Genomic DNA, 22,621 nt, shown 5'->3' with positions numbered 1-22,621 from the left:
AGCGACGCCCGCGCAGTGAGGCAACCGGCAAGGCCGTCTGATCTCTCGGCAATTCGGATGACGGAAGGCCGCAGGCGTTTCACAATTTCATCATGTGAGAGTGCGGGTGCGAAGAGATCACGCGCAGGTGTTGCGCGATGCAAGATCAGCAAACTCGCTGTCACACAATCCGCGACGTCTTGTTCCCCCAGTACCGGTCCCTGAGCAGCCGCTTGTACAGCTTCCCCGTCGGCAGTCGCGGCAGCTCTTTTTCGAAATCGACCGAGCGCGGCACCTTCTGCCGCGACAGCGATGTTCCGCAGAAGGCGATCAGCTCTTCGGCGAGCGCCGGCCCCGGCACTACGCCCGGCATCGGCTGCACCACCGCCTTCACCTCCTCGCCGAGATCGGGATTGGGCACGCCGAACACGGCGGCATCGGCGACCTTGGGATGGGTGATCAAGAGATTTTCGCATTCCTGCGGATAGATGTTCACCCCGCCGGAGATGATCATGAAGGTGGCGCGGTCGGTCAGGTACAGGAAGCGGTCCTCGTCGACATAGCCGACGTCGCCAACCGTGCTCATGCTGCCGTCGGCCGAGCGGGCCTCCTTGGTCTTCTCGGAATCGTTGAAATATTCGAACGGCGATCCTGTCTTGAACCAGACCTGGCCGGGCGTACCGGTCGGGCACGCCCGCATGTTCTCGTCGAGAATATGGAGATCGCCGAGCAGCACCTTGCCGACGGTGCCGCGGTGGCTAAGCCACTCCTCGCTGTTGCACGCCGTGAAGCCGAGCCCCTCGGTCGCGCCGTAATATTCGTGGATGATCGGGCCCCACCATTTGATGATGTCGTCCTTGACCAGCGCCGGGCAGGGCGCGGCGGCATGGATCGCGATCTCCAGCGATGAGAGGTCGTAGCGGCTACGCACCTCCTCCGGCAGCTTCAGCATGCGCGAGAACATCGTCGGCACCAGCTGGGTATGGGTGATGCCCCATTGCTGGACCAGCTGGAGGTAACGCTCCGGATCGAAACTCTCCATGATGATCACGGTGCCGCCCATGCGGATCGTGAGGTTCACCGCGGCCTGCGGCGCGGAGTGATAGAGCGGCGCCGGCGATAGATAGACCATGCCCTCGCGGTAGTGCCAAAGCTTCGTCAGGAAATCGAACAGCGGCAGATTGTGCTTCGGCGGCTCCTCCGGCAGCGGGCGCAAGATGCCCTTGGGACGTCCTGTGGTGCCCGACGAATAGAGCATGGCGGTGCCAAGCCACTCGTCCGCGATCGGCGTCGCCGGCAGACCGGCGGTGACGTCCGCAAGGCCGACGATGCGGTCGCTCTCGCCGGGGCCGTCCGCGACGATGCAGAGCTTGACGTCGGGACAGGCCTGGATCGCCTCACGCGCGATGTCGAGCTTTGCCATCGACGTGATCAGGATCTTCGACTGGCTGTTGACGAGGAGATAGGCGAGCTCGCCCGGCGTCAGGAACGAGTTGATGCAGGTGTAATACAAGCCGGAGCGCTCGCCGGCGCCGCAGGCTTCGAGATAGCGCGAATTGTTCTCCATGAAGATGGAATAGTGGTCGAGCCGCTTGAGGCCGTGCTTGCGGAACAGATGCGCCAGGCGATTGCTGCGTGCGTCGAGCTCGCGATAGGTGACGGCCTCTCCCGTCGCCGCCATGATGAAAGCGGGCTGCAGCGGGCGTAGGCGGGCATGCTGACCTGGGTACATCAGTCCTCCGGCTTTAGGGATTATGCGGCGAGAAGCAGGATTTCGCACACCTGCGCTGGGGTATCGATCTTGCGCGGATTGCGCGGGATCCAGTTCGTCCGCATCGCCTGCTCGGCGATGGCGTCGAAATGCTCCGGTGAGACACGCACGTCCGCAAGGCTGCGCGGCATGCCGAGCGAGCGGATGAGTGCGTCCAGCACGTCGGCGGCGTTGTGGCCGGGAAACCCCATGGCGGCCGCGACGATCATCTGCCGCTCGGCATTGGCGCTGGCATTCCAGCGCATCACCGCCGGCAGCATGATGCAGGAGGTGTAGCCGTGCGGCACGTCGAAGGCGGCGCCGAGCACATAGCCGATACCGTGGCTCGCGCCCATGGGAACGCCGGCCGCGAGCGCGCCCATCGATAGCCAGGTGCCGATCTGCGCATCCATCCGGGCGTCGAGATCGCCGGGGTCGGCCTTCACCCGCGGCAGCGCGTCGGCGAGCATGGCAAGGCCCTTGACCGATTGCGCGTCGGCATAAGGATGCGTCTCGCGCGAGCAGATCGCCTCAACGCAATGATCGACGGCGCGGATGCCGGTGGAGAGAAACAGCCATTCTGGCGTGTGCACGGTGATGGCAGGGTCGAGGATGGTCGCGCGCGGCACGGCGAGCGGGTGCCGCAGCATCTGCTTTACATGCGTGCTGCGGTCGGTGACGCCGGCGATGGATGAGAACTCGCCGCCCGCGATCGTGGTGGGTACGCTGACCTGACGCACCGTTGGCGGCGTCATCTCCGGCGCGACACCCTTGTGCACGCGGATGCGGTCGATGCCGGCGATATCGTCGATGCCGTTGGCGAGGCAGAGCTGCACCGCCTTGGCGCCGTCGGTGATCGAGCCGCCGCCGACGGTCACGATCAGGTCGGCACCGGCCTGACGGGCCGAATTGGTCGCGGCGATCACCGCCTCGCGCGGCGTGTGCGCCGGCATGGCGTCGAAAAGGCCGGCGCAGCGCGCGCCGAGTGCGTCCTGGATCTTGGTGATTTCGTCGGTCTGCCGGTTCAGCGTGCCGGAGACCATCAGGAAGGCACGGCGCGTCCCCAACCGGTCCATTTGCGCGACGATGGCGCCGGCCGCCGGATGGCCGAACACGACCTCCTCGATCGCGCCGTAAACGACACGTCCCTGGTGCACGCCTGTCCTCCCCGGACAATTCGTCTTGTTTTTGTAATGGAAGTCTAGCCGAGCGGACGGCGTCCGTCATGTGCGAAGGCGCTGGCTGCCCTTTCGTCTCCCTCTCCCCGTTCTTACGGGGAGAGGGCGGGGTGAGGGGCCGCTTCCATGATCACGGTGACAGTCGGACTCGCGGAGACTCCCCCTCACCCGGATCGCATCTTGCGATGCGCTCCGGCCTCTCCCCGCAAGCGGGGAGAGGCGAAGGAAGCCCGGCGCACGCCAATCCATCCCCCTGTCAACCCGCCATCCGGCCAGGGCGTCGCTCCGAGCCCTGCGCACGCTTTGGTCTTGAAGTGTTCATCAACTCCACCCATCTTGGGACGCCCGCGGGTAAATGCCTACCCTGCTTTTTCCGCGGCTTTTGATGCGAGGACCTGGGATGATCGGACCGGACGGAAGCGAGCGACTTGTCAATAAGCTTGTCAAAAAGCACGATTTCGTTCGGCCACGGCATTACGCAATAGCGGGTCTCCTCGCGACGTCATTCGCACTCGCCAGTTGCGGGCAGCCTGCTTCGCAAGCGTCCGCACCGCCGCCTGCGCCGGTGACCGTGGCCCAGCCGGTCAAGCGCACCGTCACCGATTGGGACGAGTTCACCGGCCGCTTCGAGGCGGTTGAGGAGGTTCAGGTCCGTCCCCGCGTCGGCGGCTTCGTCAACTCGGTCGAATTCCAGGACGGCGCGATCGTGCACCAGGGCGATCTGCTCTACGTGATCGACCCGCGACCGTTCGAGGCGGTGGCCGAGCAGGCCGATGGCCAGCTCTCCGATGCGCGCGCCAAGGTGGAGCTGGCCAAGCGTGAGCTCGATCGCGGTTTGAACCTGGTGCAGACCAGCGCGGTCTCCGAGCAGGTCGTCGACCAGCGCCGCCAGGCCCTGCAGGCCGCGCACGCTGCGGAAACGCAGGCCTCCGGCGCGCTGAAGGCGGCGCGGCTCAACATCGAGTTCACCCATGTCACGGCGCCGCTCACCGGCCGTGTCAGCCGCCATCTCGTCAGCCCCGGCAATCTCGTGCAGGGCAGCGACACCGGTACCTCGACGCTGCTCACCTCGATCGTCGCACTCGACCCGATCTACGTCTATTTCGACATGGATGAAGCGACCTTCATCAAATACAGCAAGCTGTGGTTCGAAGGCCGCCGTCCGAGCTCCCGCGACACCGCGAACCCGGTGCAGGTGACGCTCGCCGGCGAAACCAAGCCGTCGCATGAGGGCACCATCAACTTCCTCGACAACCGCCTCGACGTCTCCACCGGCACGCTGCGCAGCCGCGCGGTGATCAAGAACACCGACCTTTCGATTCTGCCCGGCCAGTTCGGCCGCGTCCGCCTGATCGGCAGCGCGCCCTACGAGGCGCTGCTGATACCGGATGTCGCGGTCGCAACCGACCAGTCCCGCAAGATCGTGTTCGTGGTGAAGCCCGACGATACCGTCGAAGCGCGGCCTGTGGTGCTCGGTCCGCTCGACGACGGCCTGCGCGTGATCCGCGAAGGCCTGAAGGCTGATGACCGCGTCATCGTCAACGGCATCCAGCGCGCCCGCGTCGGCGCCAAGGTCGCCCCGCAGACTGCGCAAGCACCGGCTGGTGGCAAGTCATGAATCTCGGCCGTCTCTCCATCAACCAGCCCATCCTCGCGATGGTGCTGTCGATCGTGCTGCTGATCGTCGGCGCGCTCGCCTACACCACGCTGCCGGTGTCCGAATATCCGCAAGTGGTGCCGCCCACCGTGGTGGTCACCACGCAATATCCCGGCGCCTCCGCACAGACCGTGTCCGACACGGTGGCAGCTCCCATCGAGCAGCAGATCAACGGCGTCGAGGACATGCTGTATCTCTACAGCCAGGCCACCTCGAACGGCCAGCTGACGATCACCGTTACGTTCAAGCTCGGCACCGATCTCGACAAGGCCCAGGTGCTGGTCCAGAACCGCGTCGCGATCGCGCAACCGCAGCTCCCGGACGAGGTGCAACGCAACGGCGTCGTCACCCGCAAGAACTCGCCCGACATCCTGATGGTCGTGTTCATGTTGTCGCCGGACGACACGTTCGACCAGCTCTACATCTCCAACTACGCGCTGCTCCAGGTTCGCGACCAGCTGTTGCGCATCGACGGCGTCGGCGACATCCAGATCTTCGGCGCGCGCGACTATTCGATGCGGCTCTGGCTCGATCCTGACCGCATCGCCAATCTCGGCCTGACCTCGACCGAGGTGCTGGCGGCGATCCGGGCGCAAAACGTGCAGATCGCAGGCGGCCAGATCGCCGAGCCGCCGATCACCGATCGCGCGTTCCAGCCAAACCTGGTTTTCACAGGGCGATTGAAAGACCAGAAACAGTTCGAGGACATCCTGATCAAGGCCGGTTCCGACGGCCGCACGGTGCGCTTGCGCGACGTCGCCCGTATCGAGCTCGGCGCGCTGGCCTATTCGACCAACAGCTTCCTGCTGCGCAAATCCGCGGTCGCCATGCTGGTGACCCAACGGCCCGGGTCGAATGCGTTGGCGACGGCGAAGAGCATTTCGGACACGATGACGAAGCTCAAGGAGAGCTTCCCGAAGGGCCTCGACTACAATATCGGCTACAACCCCACCGAGTTCATCGCCCAGTCCGTCCACGAGCTGATCAAGACCATTTACGAGGCCATGCTGCTCGTGGTCATCGTCGTGCTGGTGTTCCTGCAGGGCTGGCGTCCGGCGATCATTCCGATCATCGCGATCCCGGTCTCGCTGGTCGGCACCTTCGCGGTGATGGCGGCGCTCGGCTTCTCCATCAACAATCTCACTCTGTTCGGTCTCGTGCTGGCCGTCGGCATCGTCGTCGACGACGCCATCGTCGTGGTCGAGAATGTCGAGCGGCATCTCGAGCATGGCCTGAGCCGGCGCGACGCTGCGCTGAAGACCATGGAGGAGGTCGGCGGCGCGCTGGTCTCGATCGCACTGGTGCTCTGCGCGGTGTTCGTGCCGACAGCTTTCCTCGGCGGCATTTCCGGGCAGTTCTTCCAGCAATTCGCCGTCACCATCGCGGTGGCGACCGCGATCTCCTGCTTCTGCTCGCTGACGCTGTCGCCGGCGCTGGCCTCGCAGATCCTCACGCCGCACGAGGAGAAACGACCGCCGGCCGCCTGGAATCTGATCGCGCGCGGCTGGAATGCCTTCACCGACGCCTTCAACCGTCTGTTCGACCGGCTCTCGCATGGCTATGCCGGCCTCGCCAATTTCGTGATCCGGCACGCGGCGGTGATGCTGCTGATCTATGTCGTGCTGATCGGCAGCGCAGGCTGGCTGATCGGGACGACGTCGCAGGGCTTCATCCCCGCGCAGGACCGCGGCTACGTCATCATCTCGGTGCAGTTGCCGGGTGCGGCGTCGCTGGCGCGCACCACCGAGATCGTCCGCGAGATCGAGCGGATCTCGCTGGATACGCCGGGCATCATCCGCGTGGCCGCCTTCGCCGGCTTCTCCGGCGCCACGCGCACGCAGGCGGGCAACGCTGCCGCGCTATTCCCGGTGTTTGATGAGCCTGAGGTGCGGTTGAAGAAGGGCCTGACGGCGAACGCCATCACAGCCGAGCTGCGCAAGCGCCTCGCTGCGATCCAGGGCGCCTTCATCATCGTCATTCCGCCGCCGGCCGTGCCCGGCATCGGCACTGGCGGCGGCTTCACCATTCGCATCCAGGATCGGCAGGGCCGCGGACCGGAGCTGTTGGCATCCGCAACCGACGAGCTCGTCGCTGCCGCGCGCAAATCGCCCGCGCTCCTCGGCCCCACGGTGTTCTCGCCGTTCTCGGCCGGTACGCCGCAGCTGTTCGTCGACATCGACCGCACCAAGGCGCAGAAGCTCGGTGTTCCCATCTCGAACATCAACGACACGATCCAGACCTATTTCGGATCGACCTATGTCAACGACTTCAACCTGTTCGGCCGCACCTATCACGTCACCGCGCAGGCTGATTTCCCGTTCAGGAAAGAGCCTGCCGATCTGTCACGGCTGCGCACGCGCAATGCTTCTGGCGACATGGTGATGCTGGGCAGCGTGGTCGACTTCAGGGACGTCTCAGGTCCCGATCGCGTGGCGCGCTACAATCTCTATGCGGCGTCCGAGCTCCAGGGCGAGCCGGCGCCGGGCACGAGTTCGACCACCGCGCTGAACGCCATCAAGAAGCTCGCCGACGACACCTTGCCGAGCGGCTTCAGCTTCGAGTGGACCGACCTTTCCTATCAGCAGGTCACCGGCGGCAATGCCGGTCTCTACGTGTTCCCGATCTGCGTGCTGTTCGTCTATCTCGTGCTCGCCGCGCAATATGGCAGCTGGACCTTGCCGTTCGCGGTGATCCTGATCGTGCCGATGTGCCTGCTCGCTGCAACCATCGGCGTGCGCATCATGGGCCAGGACGTCAACATTCTCACCCAGATCGGCTTCGTCGTGCTGGTGGGATTGGCGGCGAAAAACGCGATCCTGATCGTCGAGTTCGCGCGCGACATCGAGAAGGAAGGCAAGCCGCGGCTGGAGGCCGTGATCGAGGCCTGCCGCCTGCGTCTGCGGCCGATCCTGATGACATCCTTCGCCTTCATCCTCGGCGTGCTGCCGCTGGTGATCTCGTCCGGCTCGGGTTCCGAGATGCGCCAGGCCGTCGGCGTTGCCGTGTTCTTCGGCATGATCGGTGTCACGCTGTTCGGCCTGCTGTTCACCCCGATCTTCTATGTGGTGGTGCGGAATCTCGCTGAGGGGCGGAACGAGAAGAAGCCGGAGGTGGCGGCTTAAAGCTGCCTCAGTGGCCATCGGCGTCGCCACACGAAGCCGGTAACCACGAGTCTTCGCCAAACCTCTCCGGATCTGCGCTTCGCGTGTCCGGGACGACGGCGGAGAATGCCGCACCACCTCCATACTAACGGCCTACGCAAAACCGATGGGCACGGGCGGTCTTCTTCACTACACTCCGCGCGATTTCAAAACAGAACACTGCTGGGAGCCAACGAATGAAATCATCACTTTTGGCCGTTGTCGCCACCTCCGCCCTGATGCTGGCCGCGCCGGCTTCTGCGCAGGGCGTCAAGATCGGCATCCTCAATGACCAGTCCGGCGTCTATGCCGACTACGGCGGCAAATGGTCGGTCGAAGCGGCCAAGATGGCGATTGAGGATTTTGGCGGCGAGGTGCTGGGCCAGAAGGTCGAGCTCGTCACCGCCGACCACCAGAACAAGCCGGATCTCGCGACCTCGATCGCGCGTCGCTGGTACGATGTCGAGAATGTCGACATGATCACCGAGCTGACGACCTCCTCGGTCGCGCTCGCGATCCACGAGCTCTCCAAGGAAAAGAAGAAGATCGACATCGTGGTGGGCGCGGCGACCTCGCGCCTGACCGGCGATGCCTGTCAGCCCTATGGCTTCCACTGGGCCTATGACACCCGCGCGCTCGGCGTCGGCACCGGTGGTGCGCTGACCAAGGCCGGCGGCGACACCTGGTTCTTCCTCACCGCGGACTACGCCTTCGGCTATGCGCTGGAGAAGGACACCAGCGAGATCGTCACCGCGAATGGCGGCAAGGTGCTCGGCTCGGTGCGCGTGCCGCTCAACTCCTCCGATTTCTCCTCGTTCCTGCTGCAGGCGCAGAGCTCGAAGGCGAAGATCGTGGGCCTCGCCAATGCCGGCCTCGACACCACCAACTCGATCAAGCAGGCTTCCGAATTCGGCATCGTCGCCGGCGGCCAGAAGCTCGCCGGCCTGCTGATGACGCTCGCGGAAGTGCATGGCCTCGGCCTGCAGGCCGCGCAGGGCCTGGTGCTGACCGAAGGCTATTACTGGGACGTCAACGACCGCACGCGCAATCTCGGCGAACGCTTCCTGAAGCGCACCGGCCGGATGCCCAACATGATCCAGGCCGGCACCTATTCGGCGACACTGAGCTATCTCAAGGCGGTCAAGGCCGCCGGCACCAAGGATCCGGATGCGGTCGCCAAGAAGCTGAAGGAGCTGCCCGTCGACGACGACTTCGCGCAAGGCGGCAAGGTGCTCGAGAACGGCCGCATGGTCCACGACCTGTATCTGTTCGAGGTCAAGAAGCCATCGGAATCAAAGAAGCCCTGGGACTATTACAAGCAGCTCGCCGTGGTCCACGGCGACAAGGCCTTCTTCACCGCCAAGGAAAGCGGCTGCCCGCTGACGAAGTAAGTCTTGTGTCCCGGACGCGGTGCAGCGCCTCTTGGCGGTGCACCGCAGAGCCGGGACCCATGCCTCCCAGTTCTCGATGCTAGTTAGGTCCCGGTTCAGCGGCGCAGCGTTTCACGCTGCACCGCGCCCGGGACGCGAGTGCGCGTGACGCCGCGCTTCACTTCACCAGCCGCAACACCACCGCTCCCAGCGCCCCCACCCATAGCGCAATGGCGGTGAGCGCCTGGATCGCAAACCCCGGGCCGCGCTTGGCTGCGGCCTTCGAATAGCCGATGAAGTACACGATGCGGCCGATGACCCAGACCGCGCCGATCGCCGCTGCGATGGCATCGCCGATATAGATTGCGAACAGCCAGAGCGACGGCAAGAAGATCGGCATCCATTCCAGCGTGTTCGCCTGGATGCGGAAGGCGCGCTCGAAATCCGGATGGCCTGAGGTCGCCGGCACCTTGATGCCGGTCCTCGACCGCGCCCGCGAGACGTTGATGGTGACGAAGAGATAAAATGCAATCGCCAGCAGCGTGACGAGGGCGGTGAGATGATACATCGCTGAATTCCCCAAAGCGTTTTCGAGCGAAGTGGATGCCGGTTCGCGTGAAGAAAACGCGTCAAACAAGAATCTGGACCGCGCTTCAATACCCGGTCAGCTCGAGATAGCCAACGCCATCATGCGTGCCGGCGAAGCTGATCGGTCCCTCCCAGTAGGAGAAGCCAGTCCCCATCCACGCGTTCGGATTGAGCGGTTTGCAGGAAATCGAGAACGAGCGCGAGGGGATCGCGATCTGCCATTCCACCGGCAGCTTGCGCCCCGCGACCTCCGTGGTCGCCTTCGGTGCCATCTGGATCTCGCCGCCCGCAATCATCTGCGTGTCGCCGCTGGCGCTGATCCAGTTGCCGAACGGGTAATCCTTGCCGTTCTTCTGGCGCAGCCGGTACAGCATCAGCTTGTCGCCGGATGCGAGATGCAGCGACAGCCAGTCCCAGCCGGTCTGGTCGGCATCGAGCGGCTGGCTGCTCCATTCGCGGTCCATCCAGGCCTGGCCTGAAACATCGACCGGCTTGTCGTCGATGGTGAGCGTGCCCCGCGCGCGGTAGAATGGCTGGCTGTAATAGTACGACGCTTGTCCGCGTTCCGACTTGCGGCTGTAGCCGTGATCGCCTTGCAACACGACGGGACGATCGGCCTCCAGCGTCAGCGAATAGCTGAAATCAGTGCCGGACACTTTCAGTGTCAGCGGCGCCAAGGCGCGATCGTCGGTGCGCTCGACACCCTTCATCTCCCAATCGTCGATCCAGGCCGCAAACGGCTTTGCCGTCACGCCGGCCTGCCCGATCCCGCCGCGTGAAAACACTTCGCTAAAGCGATGCGTGCCAGCGCGCGTCACTGCGGCATGCGCCATCCAGATCTGCTGATTGGCCCAACCCTCGCCCTGCGGCCCCGGCTGCGCCGCCTGGCGGAACAGCGTCCATTGCAGGCCGCAGGCCGCGCCGCTGCTGTCGACGAGGTTCGCCGTCACATACCACCACTCGATGCGAAACTCTGGATGTGGCCCGTGATCGGCAGGAAAGACAAACGCCTTACCCGGTGTGACCTTCGCAAAACCGTCGGCGGTCTCGCCGAGCCCGGCATAGCCTTGCGCACTCGCGCGGCGTGCGAGCGCGAGTGCGGCGATGCCGCCGGCAAAGGCGCGTCGTGAGATTGTCTCAGCGCTCATTGGCAAACACCTTGACGAGGTTTGCCGGCTGCATCCGCGCTAGCCGCAGCATCGGCAGCAGCGCGGCCAGCAGCGAGGCGACCAGCGCAACTGCCACCAGCTCCACCAGTTGCAGCGGAAACACGTGGAACGGCAACCGCCAGCCGAACGCCTTGACGTTGACGATCGCGATCAGGCACCACGCCACCAGCAGCCCGAGCGGCACGGCAAGCAGCGAGGTGAACAGCGCGACCGACAGCGTCTTGGTCAATTCGATCGCGGCCAAGCGCGGCCGCGTGATGCCGATCGCCCAGAGCGGCGCGAGCTGCGGCAAGCGGGAATTCGCCAGCGTCAGCAGGCTGGTGAGCAGGGCGATGCCGGCGACGCCGAGCGTGAAGGCATTCAGTGCGGACGTCACCGCAAAGGTGCGGTTGAAGATCCGGATCGATTCCGCCTTCACCGTCGCCTGGTCGGCGACACTGCGGTCGTCGAGCGAAAACTGCTTCTGCAGAGCCGCGATGAGGCCGGGGATATTCTGCTTCGCGACGATCAGCCCGATCCGCGTCTGCGGCGTCTGCGGAAAATGCCGGATCAGCGCCGCGACGTTGACGGTGAGCTGTCCCTTGGGGTTACCGTAATCGGCATAGATCCCGACGATGTCGAGCTCCCATGTGCCGCCGGGCGTAGGCACCTCGATCACATCGCCGACGCGGACGTTGAGGCGGCGGGAGAGCTGCTCGCTGATGAAGGCGGCATTGCCGGGCACGAGCTGGGTCCAGCCGCGCGGCGCGGTCTCCAGCAGCGGCCAGCGTTCGCGATAGAGCGCGTGATCGGGCAGGCCGAGCAACTCGACCGGCTGGCCCTGAACCTGGGTCTCGGCGCGTCCACCGGACAGGATCGCCTGCACATCGCTGCGCTCTTTCAGCCAGTTCCGGATCGCAACGCCCTGCGCGTTGTCGGAGGCGCTGATGTAGACGTCGGCCGCGAGCCGCCCGTTGAGCCAGCCGATGAAGGTGCGGCTGAACGTTTCCACCATGGTGGACACTCCGACATTGACGGCAAGCGCGAGCAGCAGCGCCATCAGCGCCAGCGACAATCCGGAGAGCTGTTGCCGGCTGTCCGCCCAGAACCACAGCGATAATGGTCCTTTCGCCCAACGCTGGCCGATGACCAGGATGATTTCGAGGAAGGCCGGCAGGATCAGCGCCGCACCGAACATCAGCGCCGCCAGCACGCCGAACCCCGCGATCAGCGATTGCCCGTAGTGGAGCAGCAGCAGCGCGACCGCGAACACGGCGCAGGCGGCGAGGCTTTGCAGAATCAGCCAGCGGCGCTGCCGCTGCTGCCAGGCCCGCGGCTGCGCCGTTGCCAGCACCGGCATCCTGATCGCCTTGATCAGGCTGGTTGCGGCTGCCACCAGCGCGCCGGCAACGCTGATGCCGACGCCCGCGAGCCACCATTCAGGCTGCAGGCTGAGCTGTCCCGGAATCTGCGCGCCATAGAGCCCGCGCAGCGACGCCGCGACATCGGGGAGCAGCGCGGCTGCGATGAAATAGCCGCAGACGAGTCCGATCAGGCCGGCGACCAGCGCCAGCGCCACCAGCTCGATCACCAGCACCGTGTTGACCAGCTGGGCCGAGGCGCCGCAGGCCCGCAACGTGCGCAGCATCGGCAGCCGCTGCTCGAACGCAAGGCCCACCGCCGAATTGACGATGAAGAGGCCGACGAAGAACGACAGCAGTCCGAAGGCGGTGAGGTTGAGATGGAAACTGTCGGTGAGCCGTTCCAGCTCCGTCTCCGCGTTGGGCTCGATGCGTTGCAACTGGTCGCCGACGACGTTTTGCAACGGCGCCGGCTTGCCCTTCGGTTTGCCGATCAGCAGCCGCGACACCTGGTCCGGCTTGTTCAGCAGAAGCTGCGCCACGCCGATATCGACGACAAGCACGTCGGGCACGAGCTGCGGCAGCACACGCAGCGGCGGCAATTTTGCGCCGCTGCTGATCGGCGGTGCCGCGCCTTCCGGCTCCTGCAGGTCGCTCAGCGTCTCCTTCGCCACCAAAGTCTGGCCAGGTGGCGCAACAAAACTGCTCAAATCCGCCGCGCCGAGGCGCGGGGCGTTGCCGACATCGACCGGCAACGTGATCGGCTCGATGCCGAGCAGCCGCACCGAGCGTCCGTTGATCTGGACGCGTCCCTCCAGCACCGGCGACACCGGCCAGCCCGCGCGCCTCAGCTTGACGAACAGGTCCTGTGAGAACGTTGCCGCATTTGGTGCCACCAGCATCGCGGTGCGCGTGCCGCCGAACGTCGCCGCGGCGCGGTCATAGGCGTTGCGGGCCTGCTGGTTGATCGCCTGCACGCCGCTCCACAAGGCGGTCGCCGCGATCAGCCCGATCAGGAGCGTCGCGAACTGCATCCTGTGCCGCCGCCAGTGGCTCAGGAGCACCGCGAGGACCCAGAGCGCGCGCCTCATGCGATTCGTCCCGCATGCAGGGTGAGATGGCGGTCGAGCGTACCGGCCAGATGCAGGCTGTGCGTCACCATCAGGAAGCCGCAGCCGGTGCGTGCGACGAGGTCGCGCGCCAGCGCCAGCACGTCCTCGGCGGTGGCCTCGTCGAGATTGCCGGTCGGCTCGTCCGCAAGCAGCAGCAAGGGCTTTGTCGCGAGCGCCCGGCCGATCGCCACCCGTTGCTGCTGGCCGCCCGATAATTGCTCTGGATAACGCTTGAGCAGGCTGCCAAGCCCGAGCCGCTCGATCAGCTCCTTCGACCAGGCCGGATCGTGCCGTCCGGCGATGCGCGCCTGGAAGGCCAGATTGTCCGCGACCGACAGGCTGGGGATCAGGTTGAACTGCTGGAAAACCAGGCCGATCCGGTCGCGCCGGAGTTCAGCGCGCCCTGCGTCCGAGAGCTTGGTGACCTCGGTCTCCTCCAGCCGGATCGAGCCGCCATCGGCGGCGTCCAGCCCCGCGATCAGGTGCAGCAGCGTGCTCTTGCCGCTGCCGGATTCGCCCGTGAGGGCGACGCGTTCGCCGGCCCTGAGGTCGAGGTCGACGCCACGCAGCACATGGACCGGCTCGCCGCCCGAGGAGAATGTCTTGGAGAGGTTTTTGATGCTCAGCACGGTCAATGGCGCCGGACGGAATTAACGGAAATGCTGCGTAGCACACTTACTGCGGGAATGCCGGGGTTGCGTTGGCCCCGAAGCCGTTGTTAGCTTCCAAGACGGCCAAATCAAAAAAGTGCCGAAACAAAGACATACGGGGAGAATAATGAGCGCTCAGGGAACGCCCAAGGTGGCGGGGACGACGACCGAAACGCCGAAGGGCGCCTGGACCGTTACATTTCTCCTGTTTCTTTTCATGGTGGTGAACTTCGCGGACAAGATCGTCGTCGGTCTCGCCGGCGTGCCGATCATGACCGACATGAAGCTCAGTGCCGAGCAATTCGGCCTGCTCGGGTCCTCGTTCTTCTTCCTGTTCTCGATCTCGGCCATCGTGGTCGGCTTCATCGTCAACAAGGTGCCGACGCGCTGGGTGCTGCTGACGCTGGCCGTGATCTGGGCGCTGGCGCAATTCCCGATGGTCGGCACGGTCTCCTTCACCACGCTCTTGATCTGCCGCATCGTGCTCGGTGCGGGCGAAGGCCCGGCCTTCTCGGTCGCCGCGCACGCGATCTACAAATGGTTCCCCGACGAGAAGCGCACGCTGCCGACCGCGATCCTGTCGCAGGGCTCGGCCTTCGGCGTCATCCTGGCGGTGCCGGCGCTCAACTGGGTCATCGTCAATCACTCCTGGCACTATGCCTTCGGCGCGCTCGGTGTCGTCGGCCTGATCTGGGTCTGCGCCTGGCTCGCGCTCGGCAAGGAAGGTCCGCTGGAGGATACCCAGGTCCTTGCGGCCACCGAGCCGAAGATTCCCTACATCCAGCTTCTGTCCTCGCGCACCTTCCTCGGCTGCGTGATCGCGACCTTCGGCGCCTATTGGGCGCTGTCGCTCGGCCTGACCTGGTTCACGCCCTTCATCGTCAGGGGCCTCGGCTTCTCGCAGAGCGAGGCCGGCTTCATCTCGATCCTGCCCTGGGTGTTCGGCGCCACCGTGGTTATCCTGACGGGCTGGATCTCGCAGGTGATGATGGCGCGCGGCTACACCACGCGCATTTCGCGCGGCGTGCTCGGCTCGGTGCCGCTGATCCTCGGCGGCCTGATCCTTGCGATGATGCCGCACGTCCAGGGCGCGGGCCTGCAGATCGCGCTGCTCGTCGTCGGCTCCGGCCTCTGCGGCGCGATCTATGTGGTCTGCCCGCCGATGCTCGGCGAGTTCACCCCAGCCTCGCAGCGCGGCGCGGTGATCGCGATCTACGGCGCGCTCTACACGCTCTCCGGCATCATCGCGCCGAACGTGATGGGCACCGTGATCCAGCGCGCCGGCAGCATGCTCGACGGCTACATGACCGGCTTCACCATCAACGCGGTGGTGATGGTCGGCTCCGGCGTCATCGGCCTGCTGCTGCTCTGGCCGAACACGGAAAAGGCCCGGCTGACGCGTAGTGCGGCAGCGCAGGCCGCGCCGCTGAAGGGCGTGGTGTCGCCGACGTAAGGGGGCAGGCGGCGGCGTGGCGTACGCTGCCGACCACAACCACAACTGTCGTCCCGGGGCGCGCGTAGCGCGAGCCCGGGACCCATAACCACAGGGAGTGGTTTGGCGATGACTCGAAGTTACCGGCTTTGCCCGGCAACTTCTCCCTGGGGTTATGGGCCCCCGCGTTCGCGGGGGCGACACTGAGAATGAGGCGCGGCCTTCGCGCCTCAAACCGAACGCTCGCCTAATTCATCCCCTGCGCGCCCCGGATCAGCTTCCCCGGCCGGCGTCCCGTGGCCTCACCCTGCCGCCGCGTCACCACGCCCGACACGATCGTGGCCTCATAGCCATCGACATCCTGCAACAGCCGCCGCCCGCCGACGGGCAGGTCGTAATGCACCTTGGGCGGATGCAGATGCAGCCGGTCATAGTCGATCACGTTGACGTCGGCCTTGTAGCCGGGCGCAATCAACCCGCGATCGGTGAGGCCGACCGAGAGCGCGGTCTTGCGCGATTGGGCTGCGACCACGAACGGGATCGTCAGCTTCTCGCCGCGGGTGCGGTCGCGCGTCCAGTGCGTCAGCAGATAGGTCGGGAAGCTGGCGTCGCAGATGATGCCGCAATGCGCGCCGCCGTCGGACAGGCCCGGCACCGATTGCGGATCGATCAGCATCTCGCGCGTCGCATCGAGATTGCCGTCGGCATAGTTGAGGAACGGCACGTAGAGCATGCCGCGGCCCTCGTCCGACAGCATCGCCTCGTAGGCGAGCTCCTCCGGCTGGCGGCCCTGCTTGCGCGCCTGCGGCCCCAACGCGTTCTGCGGCGGCTGCTCGTAATCGGGGGGGTCGCCGAGCAGAAACATCTTGTCGTAGTTGGGCCGGAAGAACAGCGGATCGTCGGTCGACGTCGCCGTCTCGCTCAAGATCGCCTCGCGCACCTCGCTCTGATGCAGCCGCGCCAGCCGCTCCTTCAGCGGCAGATGCGCGATCGCCTTGTAGCTCGGATGGGTCTGGAACGGGTTGCGCGACAGCTCGAGCCCGAGCAGGAGCCCGACAGGCCGCGCCGCGATCTGCGCGGTGATGGAGAGGCCGCGCCTGGCCGCCGCATTGATCTCGTCCAGCGTCTGCCGCCAGCGGTTCGGTGACTTGTCGTTCTGCGTGATCGAGAACGAGATCGGGCATTTTGTGTGATCCGCCACCCGCAGCATCATCGGCAGGTCTTCGTGGATGGTGGAGAGATCCAGCACGAATTGCAGCACGCTACGACCCTCGCGATGCATCGCGCCGGCGATCGCGGTAAGCTCGTCCTCGCCGGCCTTCAGCGTCGGCGTGAAATCGCCGGTCGAGGTGCGGTGGTTGAGCGTGCGCGAGGTCGAGAAGCCGAGCGCGCCGGAGCGCACCGCCTCGCCCGCGAGCTTCGCCATCGCCGCATTGTCTTCGGCGGTCGAGGGATCGCGGCGCGCGCCGCGCTCGCCCATGACATAGACCCGCAACGCGGCATGCGGCAGCTGCGCGCCGACATCGATGTCGAAATCGCGCTTGCTCAACCAGTCCATGTAGTCCGGAAAGCTCTCCCACGCCCAGGGAATGCCGGCGCTCAGCACGGGCTCGGGGATGTCCTCGACGCCTTCCATCAGCTGGATCAGGCGGGTATGGTCGGCCGGCTTGCACGGCGCAAAGCCGACGCCGCAATTGCCCATGATCGCGGTGGTGACGCCGTTCTGCGAGGACGGCGTGATGTCCTGGCTCCAGGTCACCTGGCCATCGTAATGGGTGTGAACGTCGACGAAGCCCGGCGTCACCAGTTTCCCACGCGCGTCGATTTCTTCGGTGCCCTTCGCGGAGATCTTCCCGACCTCGCTGATCCTGCCGCCGGTGATGGCGACGTCGGCCTCGAACAACTCGCCGCCGCTTCCATCCGCGACGGTGCCGCCTCGGATCACGAGATCAGGGGTGCTCATGGTGTTTCTTCCCGCTTTGTTGTTTTGCTTGGGCGCATTTTCGGGCGCGCCCGCGCAGTGTCAACCGCGGGGAAGTGCGCTCAGGGTTGCGTGGCAGCCTTGGCTTGCGGCTTCCGCTCGGTGAACGGCGACAGCACCACGGTGGCCAGCATGAAGATCACCGACGCGCCAAACACCCAGTGCGGCGCGCTCTGGTCCATGATCCAGCCGAACAGCAGCGGTGAGACGATGCCGCCGAGATTGAAGCCGGTGGAGACGATGCCGAAGGCGCGCCCCGCAGCGCCTGGAGGTGCGGCGTTGCGCACCAGCATGTCCCGCGACGGCGCGATCACGCCGGAAAGGAAGCCCGCCGTCGCCATCGCGGCGGTGAGCGCCCAGCCCGGCAGCGTGACGAGCGCGATCATGAGCACGATGGCCGCGTTCACGGCAAAGCAGGCCGCGGCCACCTGGCCATGGCGCTCGGTATGGTCGGCGAGGAAGCCGCCCGCGAGCACGCCCGCGGCGCTGCAGCCGAGGAACGCCGTCAGCATGACGTTGGCCGAGGAATAGGACGCGCCATAGCCGCTCATCAGCGCGACCACGCCGAAATTGTTGATGCCGGCGACGGACAGGCTGAGCAGCATGAACAGCGCGGTCAGCATCATCAGCGCGGGCGTGATCACGGCCTGCTTCGGCGCATTCTCCGCGCCGGGCTTTGTCTTGTGCGCGCCGGCATCGGGAATGTTCATGACGATCAGCAGCAACACCACCAGCACGGCGATCGTTCCCGAGGCGATCAACGCGCCGGTGCCGCCGGACATCGCGACCAGTGCCGCGACGATCGCCGGTGCCACCGCGCCACCGAGAAAGCCCGCGAAGGTGTGAACCGAGAACGCGCGGCCCATCCGCGCCTCGTCCATGTGCTCGGCGAGGATGGCGTAGTCGGCGGGGTGATAGACGCTGTTGGCGAGCCCCAGCAGCACGGCGCAGGCGATCAGCGAGGCGTAGCTGAGATGCAGGCCGAGCAGGATCAGCGCAAAGCCGCCGAGCGTGAGCCCGGCCATCAGGATCTTGCGCGCGCCAAAATGGTCGACGAGATAGCCGGTCGGTGCCTGCGTCAGGCCGGAGACCACCGCGAACACGGTGAGCGAGAAGCCGAGCTCGATATAGCCGACGCCGAGCCTGTCCTTCAGGAACGGGAACAGCATCGGCAGGACCAGCAGATGAAAATGGCTGACCCAATGCGCGATCGAGATCCCGGTGAGCGTGCGCAGTGCGCTGTCCGCCTTGCCTTGTTGCGGTGCGGCGAGAACGTCGACCATTGCAGTACCGTTTCACTCCCGGAAGAGGCGCAAACTATCGGGGAGAGTGGTTATTTGTCCATGAACGCAGGCGCATGGCAGCTAGCGCGGGTGGGAACGCACCGTTCGTGAGGCTGGCTTCGCGCGCTCACAACGGCTCGTCATCATTGCCGTAGCGATCCCGCTTCGGCGTTGCGATGTCGCCGTCCTCGTAATCGTCGTCGTCACGCGGAGGCGGGGGCTTCTTTGCCTTGTCGTCCGCCGTCTTCGTTTTGGACGGCGCGCTCGGCTTGCCGATCTTGGCCATGGCTGGTTCCGGATGGTGATGCTTCACCCGATTCTATCCGGAAAATATGTGCGGTTCCTGACTTACCGCAAGACTGGAGCGCAGGAAGGGACCTTTAGTGCATCACAGGCCCGCCGGCCTTCTTCCAGGCGTCGATGCCGCCGGCGATGTGGGCGGTGTTGGTGAGGCCGGCCTCCTTGGCGGCAGCCACCGCCATCGCCGAGCGCTCGCCGAAGGCGCAGAAGAACACGACGCGGCGTCCTGTGGCGGCGGCGACCTCGCGCAGCATGCCGCCGGGCTTGAGGCTCTCCTCGACCGACGGATAGGGCGTGTGCAGCGCGCCTTCGAGCATGCCGTGCTTCATTCGCTCGTTGGTCTCGCGCAGATCGACCAGGAGGATGTCGGGCCGGTGCAGCGAACGGATCGCCTCGACGGCGCTGAGCGCGCGGCCCTCTTTCTCCAGCTCTTCCTGATGCAGGCCGACCCGCATGTTGGCGGGCACGGCGACGTCCATCATCTTCGGATTGGGCAGCTTCAGGTTCGCCATCAGCTCGATATATTCGTCGACCGAGCGCACCTGGAGCCGTGGATTGTAGCGCTTCTCCTCCCCGATGGTGGAGACGGTGTCGCCCTTGTAGTCATGCGCCGGGAATACCATCGTCTCATCAGGCAGCTTGAGCAGCCGGTTGAAAATCGAATCATACTGCGCGCGCGACGAACCGTTCTGGAAATCGGTGCGGCCGGTGCCGCGGATCAGCAGCGTGTCGCCGGTGAAGACGCGGTCGCCCATCAGGTAGGAATAGGAATCGTCGGTGTGGCCGGGCGTGTACATCACGTCGAGCGACAGGCCCTCGATCGTCACCTTGTCGCCGTCGGCAACCCGCATCGCCACTACGTCGGCCTTGGTCTGATCGCCCATCACGGTCATGCAATGGGTGCGGTCGCGCAGCTCGCCGAGGCCGGTGACGTGGTCGGCATGCAGATGGGTGTCGACGGCCTTGACCAGCTTGAGGTCGAGCTCACGCAGCAGCTGGCAATAGCGGTCGACCTTCTCCAGCACCGGATCGAGAATCAGCGCCTCGCCGCCGGGGCGGCTGGCGAGGACGTAGCTGTAGGTGCCCGAAACGCTGTCGAATAGCTGGCGGAAGATCATAGCAGGACCCCGGCGTGGAGTGATTTCGAGGATTCTACTACGAGACGGGCAGATGAGAGAAGCAATTCACTGTGTAGAGAAGAGAATTTAGAAAATTTTTATTCCGCGGGGTGGGGGTGGGCCGCTTGGGCCGGTCAGAATGCTGCGAGCGGGGCCGTCAGGGACGCCAAGCCGCCGCCCCGTCCGCGCTGTCATCGCCCGCGAAGGCGGGCGATCCAGTATTCCAGAGACCGTGGTGGGATACGGATAGGCCGCCGCGTACTGGATTCCCCGCTTTCGCGGGGAATGACACCGAGTGTGTGGCGATGCTGCGCCCCGACAAAAAGCTCAGGGCCTCACCACCGTGTACCCATTCTCCGCCAGAAACAGGATCTGCCCGACTCCCACCTGTACCGGCGTTGCAGCCGGGATGAACTCCGGCCGCTTGCCGGTCTCCCGTTCGATCGTATCGACCGTGTTGAGGCAGATGTCGAAGCGGACGCCCTGCGCGATCAGGCTTTCGACCTGCTTGCGGCGCTCGCTGCCGGACAGCAGCAGATCGATGCCGGGGCCGAACGCCACCACCTCGATCGCGACCTTGTCGGGATCGTAGGCCTTCAGCAGATTGTTGGCGACGCTGAGCACCAGCGCGTGCTTCTTCGCATCGCCGTCGGAGAGCTGCAGCACGATTTTGTGCTCGGCGAACGGCTTGTCCTGCAGCGGCACCTGCTTTGCAAATGATGGCGCGGCCAAAGCGGGCAGCACCAGCGCGGCAAAAATCTGCGCGCGCATCATCCCTGTCCTACAATGCCTGGATTGCCGTCGACGCCCTTCAGCGTCACGCCGGAGCCGAGCCGCTCCTGAAACATCCGGCCCGAGCGCAGATATTTGCCGACGACGTCCCACACCGGCGCGCCCTGCTGGCCATTGACCGAGGCCCAGCCCGCGACCTTGTAGTGCCTGCCGGCGCCGAGCGCCTTGCCGTTGGCGAGCTTGAGCTCGGAGATGCGGCTGCCGACCGCGTTGGTGGGGCTGCAGACGTAGGTAAGCCCGCCGGCGCGCACCATGTCGCCACCCTGCTGGTAATAGGGATCGGCGTTGAAGAGATTGTCGCAGATGTCTTCCAGCACGTCCTTGATCTGCGCGCCGGTCATTTCCTGCACATAGGTCTCGGGATAGCTGATCGCAGTTTCCGCGAGCACATCCTCCATCGTCATCGGCTGGCCCGACAGCGCGGTGACGCCCCAGCGGAAGCCTGGCGACAGCGCGATCTCGGCGTCGAGCTCGGTGCGCAGCGCGGTGCAGATCAGCTCGTCGACCGGGCCGGCGAAATTGTCGCGGCGATAGAGCAGGCGGTCGGGCGTTGCGATCTTCTCCGACCAGTCGGTGACATGCGGCGCGCGCAGCTTTCCGATCAGTTCCGCCATGGCAGGATCAGGCTTGAGCAGCTCGGAATAGACCGGCAGCAGATGATATCTGACGTCGCCGACCTTGCCCTTCTCGATCGCGAGATCGAGCACGCCCAAAAATTTCCCGTTGGAGCCGGCATTGGTGACGAGCGTCGTGCCGCCGGCGTTCTTCACCGGGATCGGCTGCGGCACGGCGTCATGGGTATGGCCGCCGAGAATGACGTCGATGCCGGTGACGCGGCTTGCGAGCTTGAGGTCGACGTCCATGCCGTTATGCGACAGCAGGATGACCGCATCGACCTTGTCGGTGGCGCGGAGGCCATCAACATGCTTCTGCAGCTCTTCCTCGCGGATGCCAAAGGTCCAGTCCGGCGTGAAGCGTTTTGGATGCGCGATTGGCACGTAAGGGAAGGCCTGCCCGATGATCGCGACGCGGCGGCCGCCGAGCTCCTTGATCACGCTCGGCTTGAACACGCGCCCACTGGCCTTGTCGAAGGCGGGCGCGTCGTTGAACGCGGCTTCCTCGGTCAGGAAGACGTTCTGCGCCAGAAACTCGCCCTTGAAGCGCTCGAGATTGTCGCGCAGCACCTGCTCGCCATAGGTGAATTCCCAATGCCCGGTCATCGCCTCGATGCCGAGCAGATTGGCGACCTCGACCATGTCCCGGCCCTGCATGATGTTGGCAAGGCCGGTGCCCTGCCAGAGATCGCCTCCATCGACGAGCACGGAATGCTTGTCGCCGACGTCGCCGCGCAGGCGGTCGATCAGCGTCTTCAGGTGGGCGAAACCGCCGAGCTTGCCGAAGCGGCCCGCGGACTTCTCGAACTCGAAGCAGGTGAACGCATAGGCATCGGCGCTGTCGGGCCGGATGCCGAACCGTTCGAGGAAGGCGCGGCCGACCAGATGCGGCGGCCGCCCCGCCATCTCGCCGATGCCGATATTGACGCTGGGCTCGCGGAAATAGACCGGATTGAGCTGCGCATGCGTGTCGGTGGTGTGCAGGACGCGCGCATTGCCGAACCGTTCGAGGTCGTAAATGCTCGGATTATCAGCGCTGCGTGCGAGCCGCGGCAGGCTGAGCGACGCAGCAGCAATGGCTGTGCTCTTCAGGAAATCGCGGCGGCGGATGGCCATCCCAAAAATCTCCGCGCCTTTCAACGGCAGTTCGACGGTTCCACGAGATCTA

General features: G+C 65.4%; 16 protein-coding genes. 4 read left to right on the top strand and 12 right to left on the bottom strand.

Features of this window, described 5'->3' with window-relative positions; genetic code table 11:
* Positions 1–160: 160 nt before the first annotated feature.
* Both RAD16_RS15430 and RAD16_RS15425 read right to left on the bottom strand, forming a co-directional pair.
* A complete protein-coding gene (locus tag RAD16_RS15430) occupies positions 161–1,711 on the bottom strand; it encodes an AMP-binding protein (RefSeq protein WP_458158736.1) in 1,551 nt (516 codons plus the stop codon).
* 20 nt (positions 1,712–1,731) lie between these two features.
* On the bottom strand, positions 1,732–2,886 hold the full coding sequence (locus RAD16_RS15425) for an iron-containing alcohol dehydrogenase (protein ID WP_458158735.1): 1,155 nt from the start codon (positions 2,884–2,886) through the stop codon (positions 1,732–1,734).
* 421 nt (positions 2,887–3,307) lie between these two features.
* Here RAD16_RS15425 and RAD16_RS15420 point away from each other — a divergent pair, with 421 nt between their 5' ends.
* The 3 genes from RAD16_RS15420 to RAD16_RS15410 all read left to right on the top strand — a co-directional run bounded on the left by RAD16_RS15420 (position 3,308) and on the right by RAD16_RS15410 (position 9,095).
* Complete coding sequence (locus tag RAD16_RS15420; protein WP_458158734.1) at positions 3,308–4,525, top strand: efflux RND transporter periplasmic adaptor subunit; 1,218 nt, start codon at positions 3,308–3,310, stop codon at positions 4,523–4,525.
* Entirely contained in the window at positions 4,522–7,686 is a 3,165-nt protein-coding gene (locus tag RAD16_RS15415; RefSeq protein ID WP_458158733.1) for an efflux RND transporter permease subunit, read from the top strand. The genes RAD16_RS15420 and RAD16_RS15415 overlap by 4 nt, the downstream gene beginning before the upstream one ends.
* Before the next feature lie 215 nt (positions 7,687–7,901).
* On the top strand, positions 7,902–9,095 hold the full coding sequence (locus tag RAD16_RS15410; RefSeq protein ID WP_458158732.1) for an ABC transporter substrate-binding protein: 1,194 nt from the start codon (positions 7,902–7,904) through the stop codon (positions 9,093–9,095).
* Positions 9,096–9,252: 157 nt separating this feature from the next.
* Here RAD16_RS15410 and RAD16_RS15405 read toward each other — a convergent pair whose 3' ends face one another.
* From RAD16_RS15405 to RAD16_RS15390, 4 genes are all read right to left on the bottom strand, one after another.
* On the bottom strand, positions 9,253–9,642 hold the full coding sequence (locus RAD16_RS15405; protein WP_458158731.1) for an MAPEG family protein: 390 nt from the start codon (positions 9,640–9,642) through the stop codon (positions 9,253–9,255).
* Between the two features lie 85 nt (positions 9,643–9,727).
* Positions 9,728–10,810 (bottom strand): lipocalin-like domain-containing protein, encoded by a 1,083-nt coding sequence (locus RAD16_RS15400; RefSeq protein ID WP_458158730.1) that lies wholly within the window; start codon positions 10,808–10,810, stop codon positions 9,728–9,730.
* Positions 10,800–13,262 (bottom strand): FtsX-like permease family protein, encoded by a 2,463-nt coding sequence (locus tag RAD16_RS15395; RefSeq protein ID WP_458158729.1) that lies wholly within the window; start codon positions 13,260–13,262, stop codon positions 10,800–10,802. The genes RAD16_RS15400 and RAD16_RS15395 overlap by 11 nt, the downstream gene beginning before the upstream one ends.
* Positions 13,259–13,912, bottom strand: coding sequence for an ABC transporter ATP-binding protein (locus RAD16_RS15390; protein ID WP_458158728.1), 654 nt, complete (start codon positions 13,910–13,912; stop codon positions 13,259–13,261). The genes RAD16_RS15395 and RAD16_RS15390 overlap by 4 nt, the downstream gene beginning before the upstream one ends.
* Before the next feature lie 148 nt (positions 13,913–14,060).
* On the opposite strand from RAD16_RS15390, the gene RAD16_RS15385 reads away from it, so the two are divergent.
* Positions 14,061–15,386, top strand: a complete 1,326-nt coding sequence (locus RAD16_RS15385) for an MFS transporter (protein ID WP_458158727.1) — start codon at positions 14,061–14,063, stop codon at positions 15,384–15,386.
* Positions 15,387–15,612: 226 nt separating this feature from the next.
* On the opposite strand, the gene RAD16_RS15380 is transcribed toward RAD16_RS15385, so the two are convergent.
* From RAD16_RS15380 to soxB, 6 genes are all read right to left on the bottom strand, one after another.
* Positions 15,613–17,328 carry an N-acyl-D-amino-acid deacylase family protein gene (locus tag RAD16_RS15380; RefSeq protein ID WP_458158726.1) on the bottom strand — a complete coding sequence of 572 codons (1,716 nt, stop codon included), beginning with the start codon at positions 17,326–17,328 and terminating at the stop codon, positions 15,613–15,615.
* An 80-nt stretch (positions 17,329–17,408) separates the two neighbouring features.
* Positions 17,409–18,629: an MFS transporter gene (locus tag RAD16_RS15375; protein ID WP_458158725.1), complete on the bottom strand. Its 1,221-nt coding sequence runs from the start codon at positions 18,627–18,629 to the stop codon at positions 17,409–17,411.
* A 127-nt stretch (positions 18,630–18,756) separates the two neighbouring features.
* The gene (locus RAD16_RS15370; protein ID WP_458158724.1) at positions 18,757–18,915 is read right to left on the bottom strand and encodes a hypothetical protein; all 159 of its coding nucleotides are present in this window, start codon (positions 18,913–18,915) and stop codon (positions 18,757–18,759) included.
* A gap of 94 nt (positions 18,916–19,009) precedes the next feature.
* On the bottom strand, positions 19,010–20,047 hold the full coding sequence (locus tag RAD16_RS15365; RefSeq protein ID WP_458158723.1) for an MBL fold metallo-hydrolase: 1,038 nt from the start codon (positions 20,045–20,047) through the stop codon (positions 19,010–19,012).
* A 327-nt stretch (positions 20,048–20,374) separates the two neighbouring features.
* On the bottom strand, positions 20,375–20,821 hold the full coding sequence (locus tag RAD16_RS15360) for a DsrE family protein (RefSeq protein WP_458158722.1): 447 nt from the start codon (positions 20,819–20,821) through the stop codon (positions 20,375–20,377).
* Complete coding sequence (gene soxB, locus RAD16_RS15355) at positions 20,818–22,569, bottom strand: thiosulfohydrolase SoxB (RefSeq protein ID WP_458158721.1); 1,752 nt, start codon at positions 22,567–22,569, stop codon at positions 20,818–20,820. Before soxB ends, RAD16_RS15360 begins: the two co-directional genes overlap by 4 nt.
* Between the last annotated feature and the right edge of the window lie 52 nt (positions 22,570–22,621).

Source organism: Bradyrhizobium sp. 18BD, assembly GCF_054185225.1.
Note: the sequence above shows the minus strand (reverse complement) of the source record. Positions and strands in the feature narration are given on the sequence as shown.

Coding starts and splice junctions, on each gene's coding strand:
- RAD16_RS15410 (WP_458158732.1), top strand. CDS start 7,902: ATGAAATCATCACTTTTGGCCGTTGTCGCCACCTCCGCCCTGATGCTG.
- RAD16_RS15375 (WP_458158725.1), bottom strand. CDS start 18,629: ATGGTCGACGTTCTCGCCGCACCGCAACAAGGCAAGGCGGACAGCGCA.
- RAD16_RS15405 (WP_458158731.1), bottom strand. CDS start 9,642: ATGTATCATCTCACCGCCCTCGTCACGCTGCTGGCGATTGCATTTTAT.
- RAD16_RS15400 (WP_458158730.1), bottom strand. CDS start 10,810: ATGAGCGCTGAGACAATCTCACGACGCGCCTTTGCCGGCGGCATCGCC.
- RAD16_RS15370 (WP_458158724.1), bottom strand. CDS start 18,915: ATGGCCAAGATCGGCAAGCCGAGCGCGCCGTCCAAAACGAAGACGGCG.
- RAD16_RS15395 (WP_458158729.1), bottom strand. CDS start 13,262: ATGAGGCGCGCGCTCTGGGTCCTCGCGGTGCTCCTGAGCCACTGGCGG.
- RAD16_RS15420 (WP_458158734.1), top strand. CDS start 3,308: ATGATCGGACCGGACGGAAGCGAGCGACTTGTCAATAAGCTTGTCAAA.
- RAD16_RS15385 (WP_458158727.1), top strand. CDS start 14,061: ATGAGCGCTCAGGGAACGCCCAAGGTGGCGGGGACGACGACCGAAACG.
- RAD16_RS15365 (WP_458158723.1), bottom strand. CDS start 20,047: ATGATCTTCCGCCAGCTATTCGACAGCGTTTCGGGCACCTACAGCTAC.
- soxB (WP_458158721.1), bottom strand. CDS start 22,569: ATGGCCATCCGCCGCCGCGATTTCCTGAAGAGCACAGCCATTGCTGCT.
- RAD16_RS15360 (WP_458158722.1), bottom strand. CDS start 20,821: ATGATGCGCGCGCAGATTTTTGCCGCGCTGGTGCTGCCCGCTTTGGCC.
- RAD16_RS15380 (WP_458158726.1), bottom strand. CDS start 17,328: ATGAGCACCCCTGATCTCGTGATCCGAGGCGGCACCGTCGCGGATGGA.
- RAD16_RS15430 (WP_458158736.1), bottom strand. CDS start 1,711: ATGTACCCAGGTCAGCATGCCCGCCTACGCCCGCTGCAGCCCGCTTTC.
- RAD16_RS15415 (WP_458158733.1), top strand. CDS start 4,522: ATGAATCTCGGCCGTCTCTCCATCAACCAGCCCATCCTCGCGATGGTG.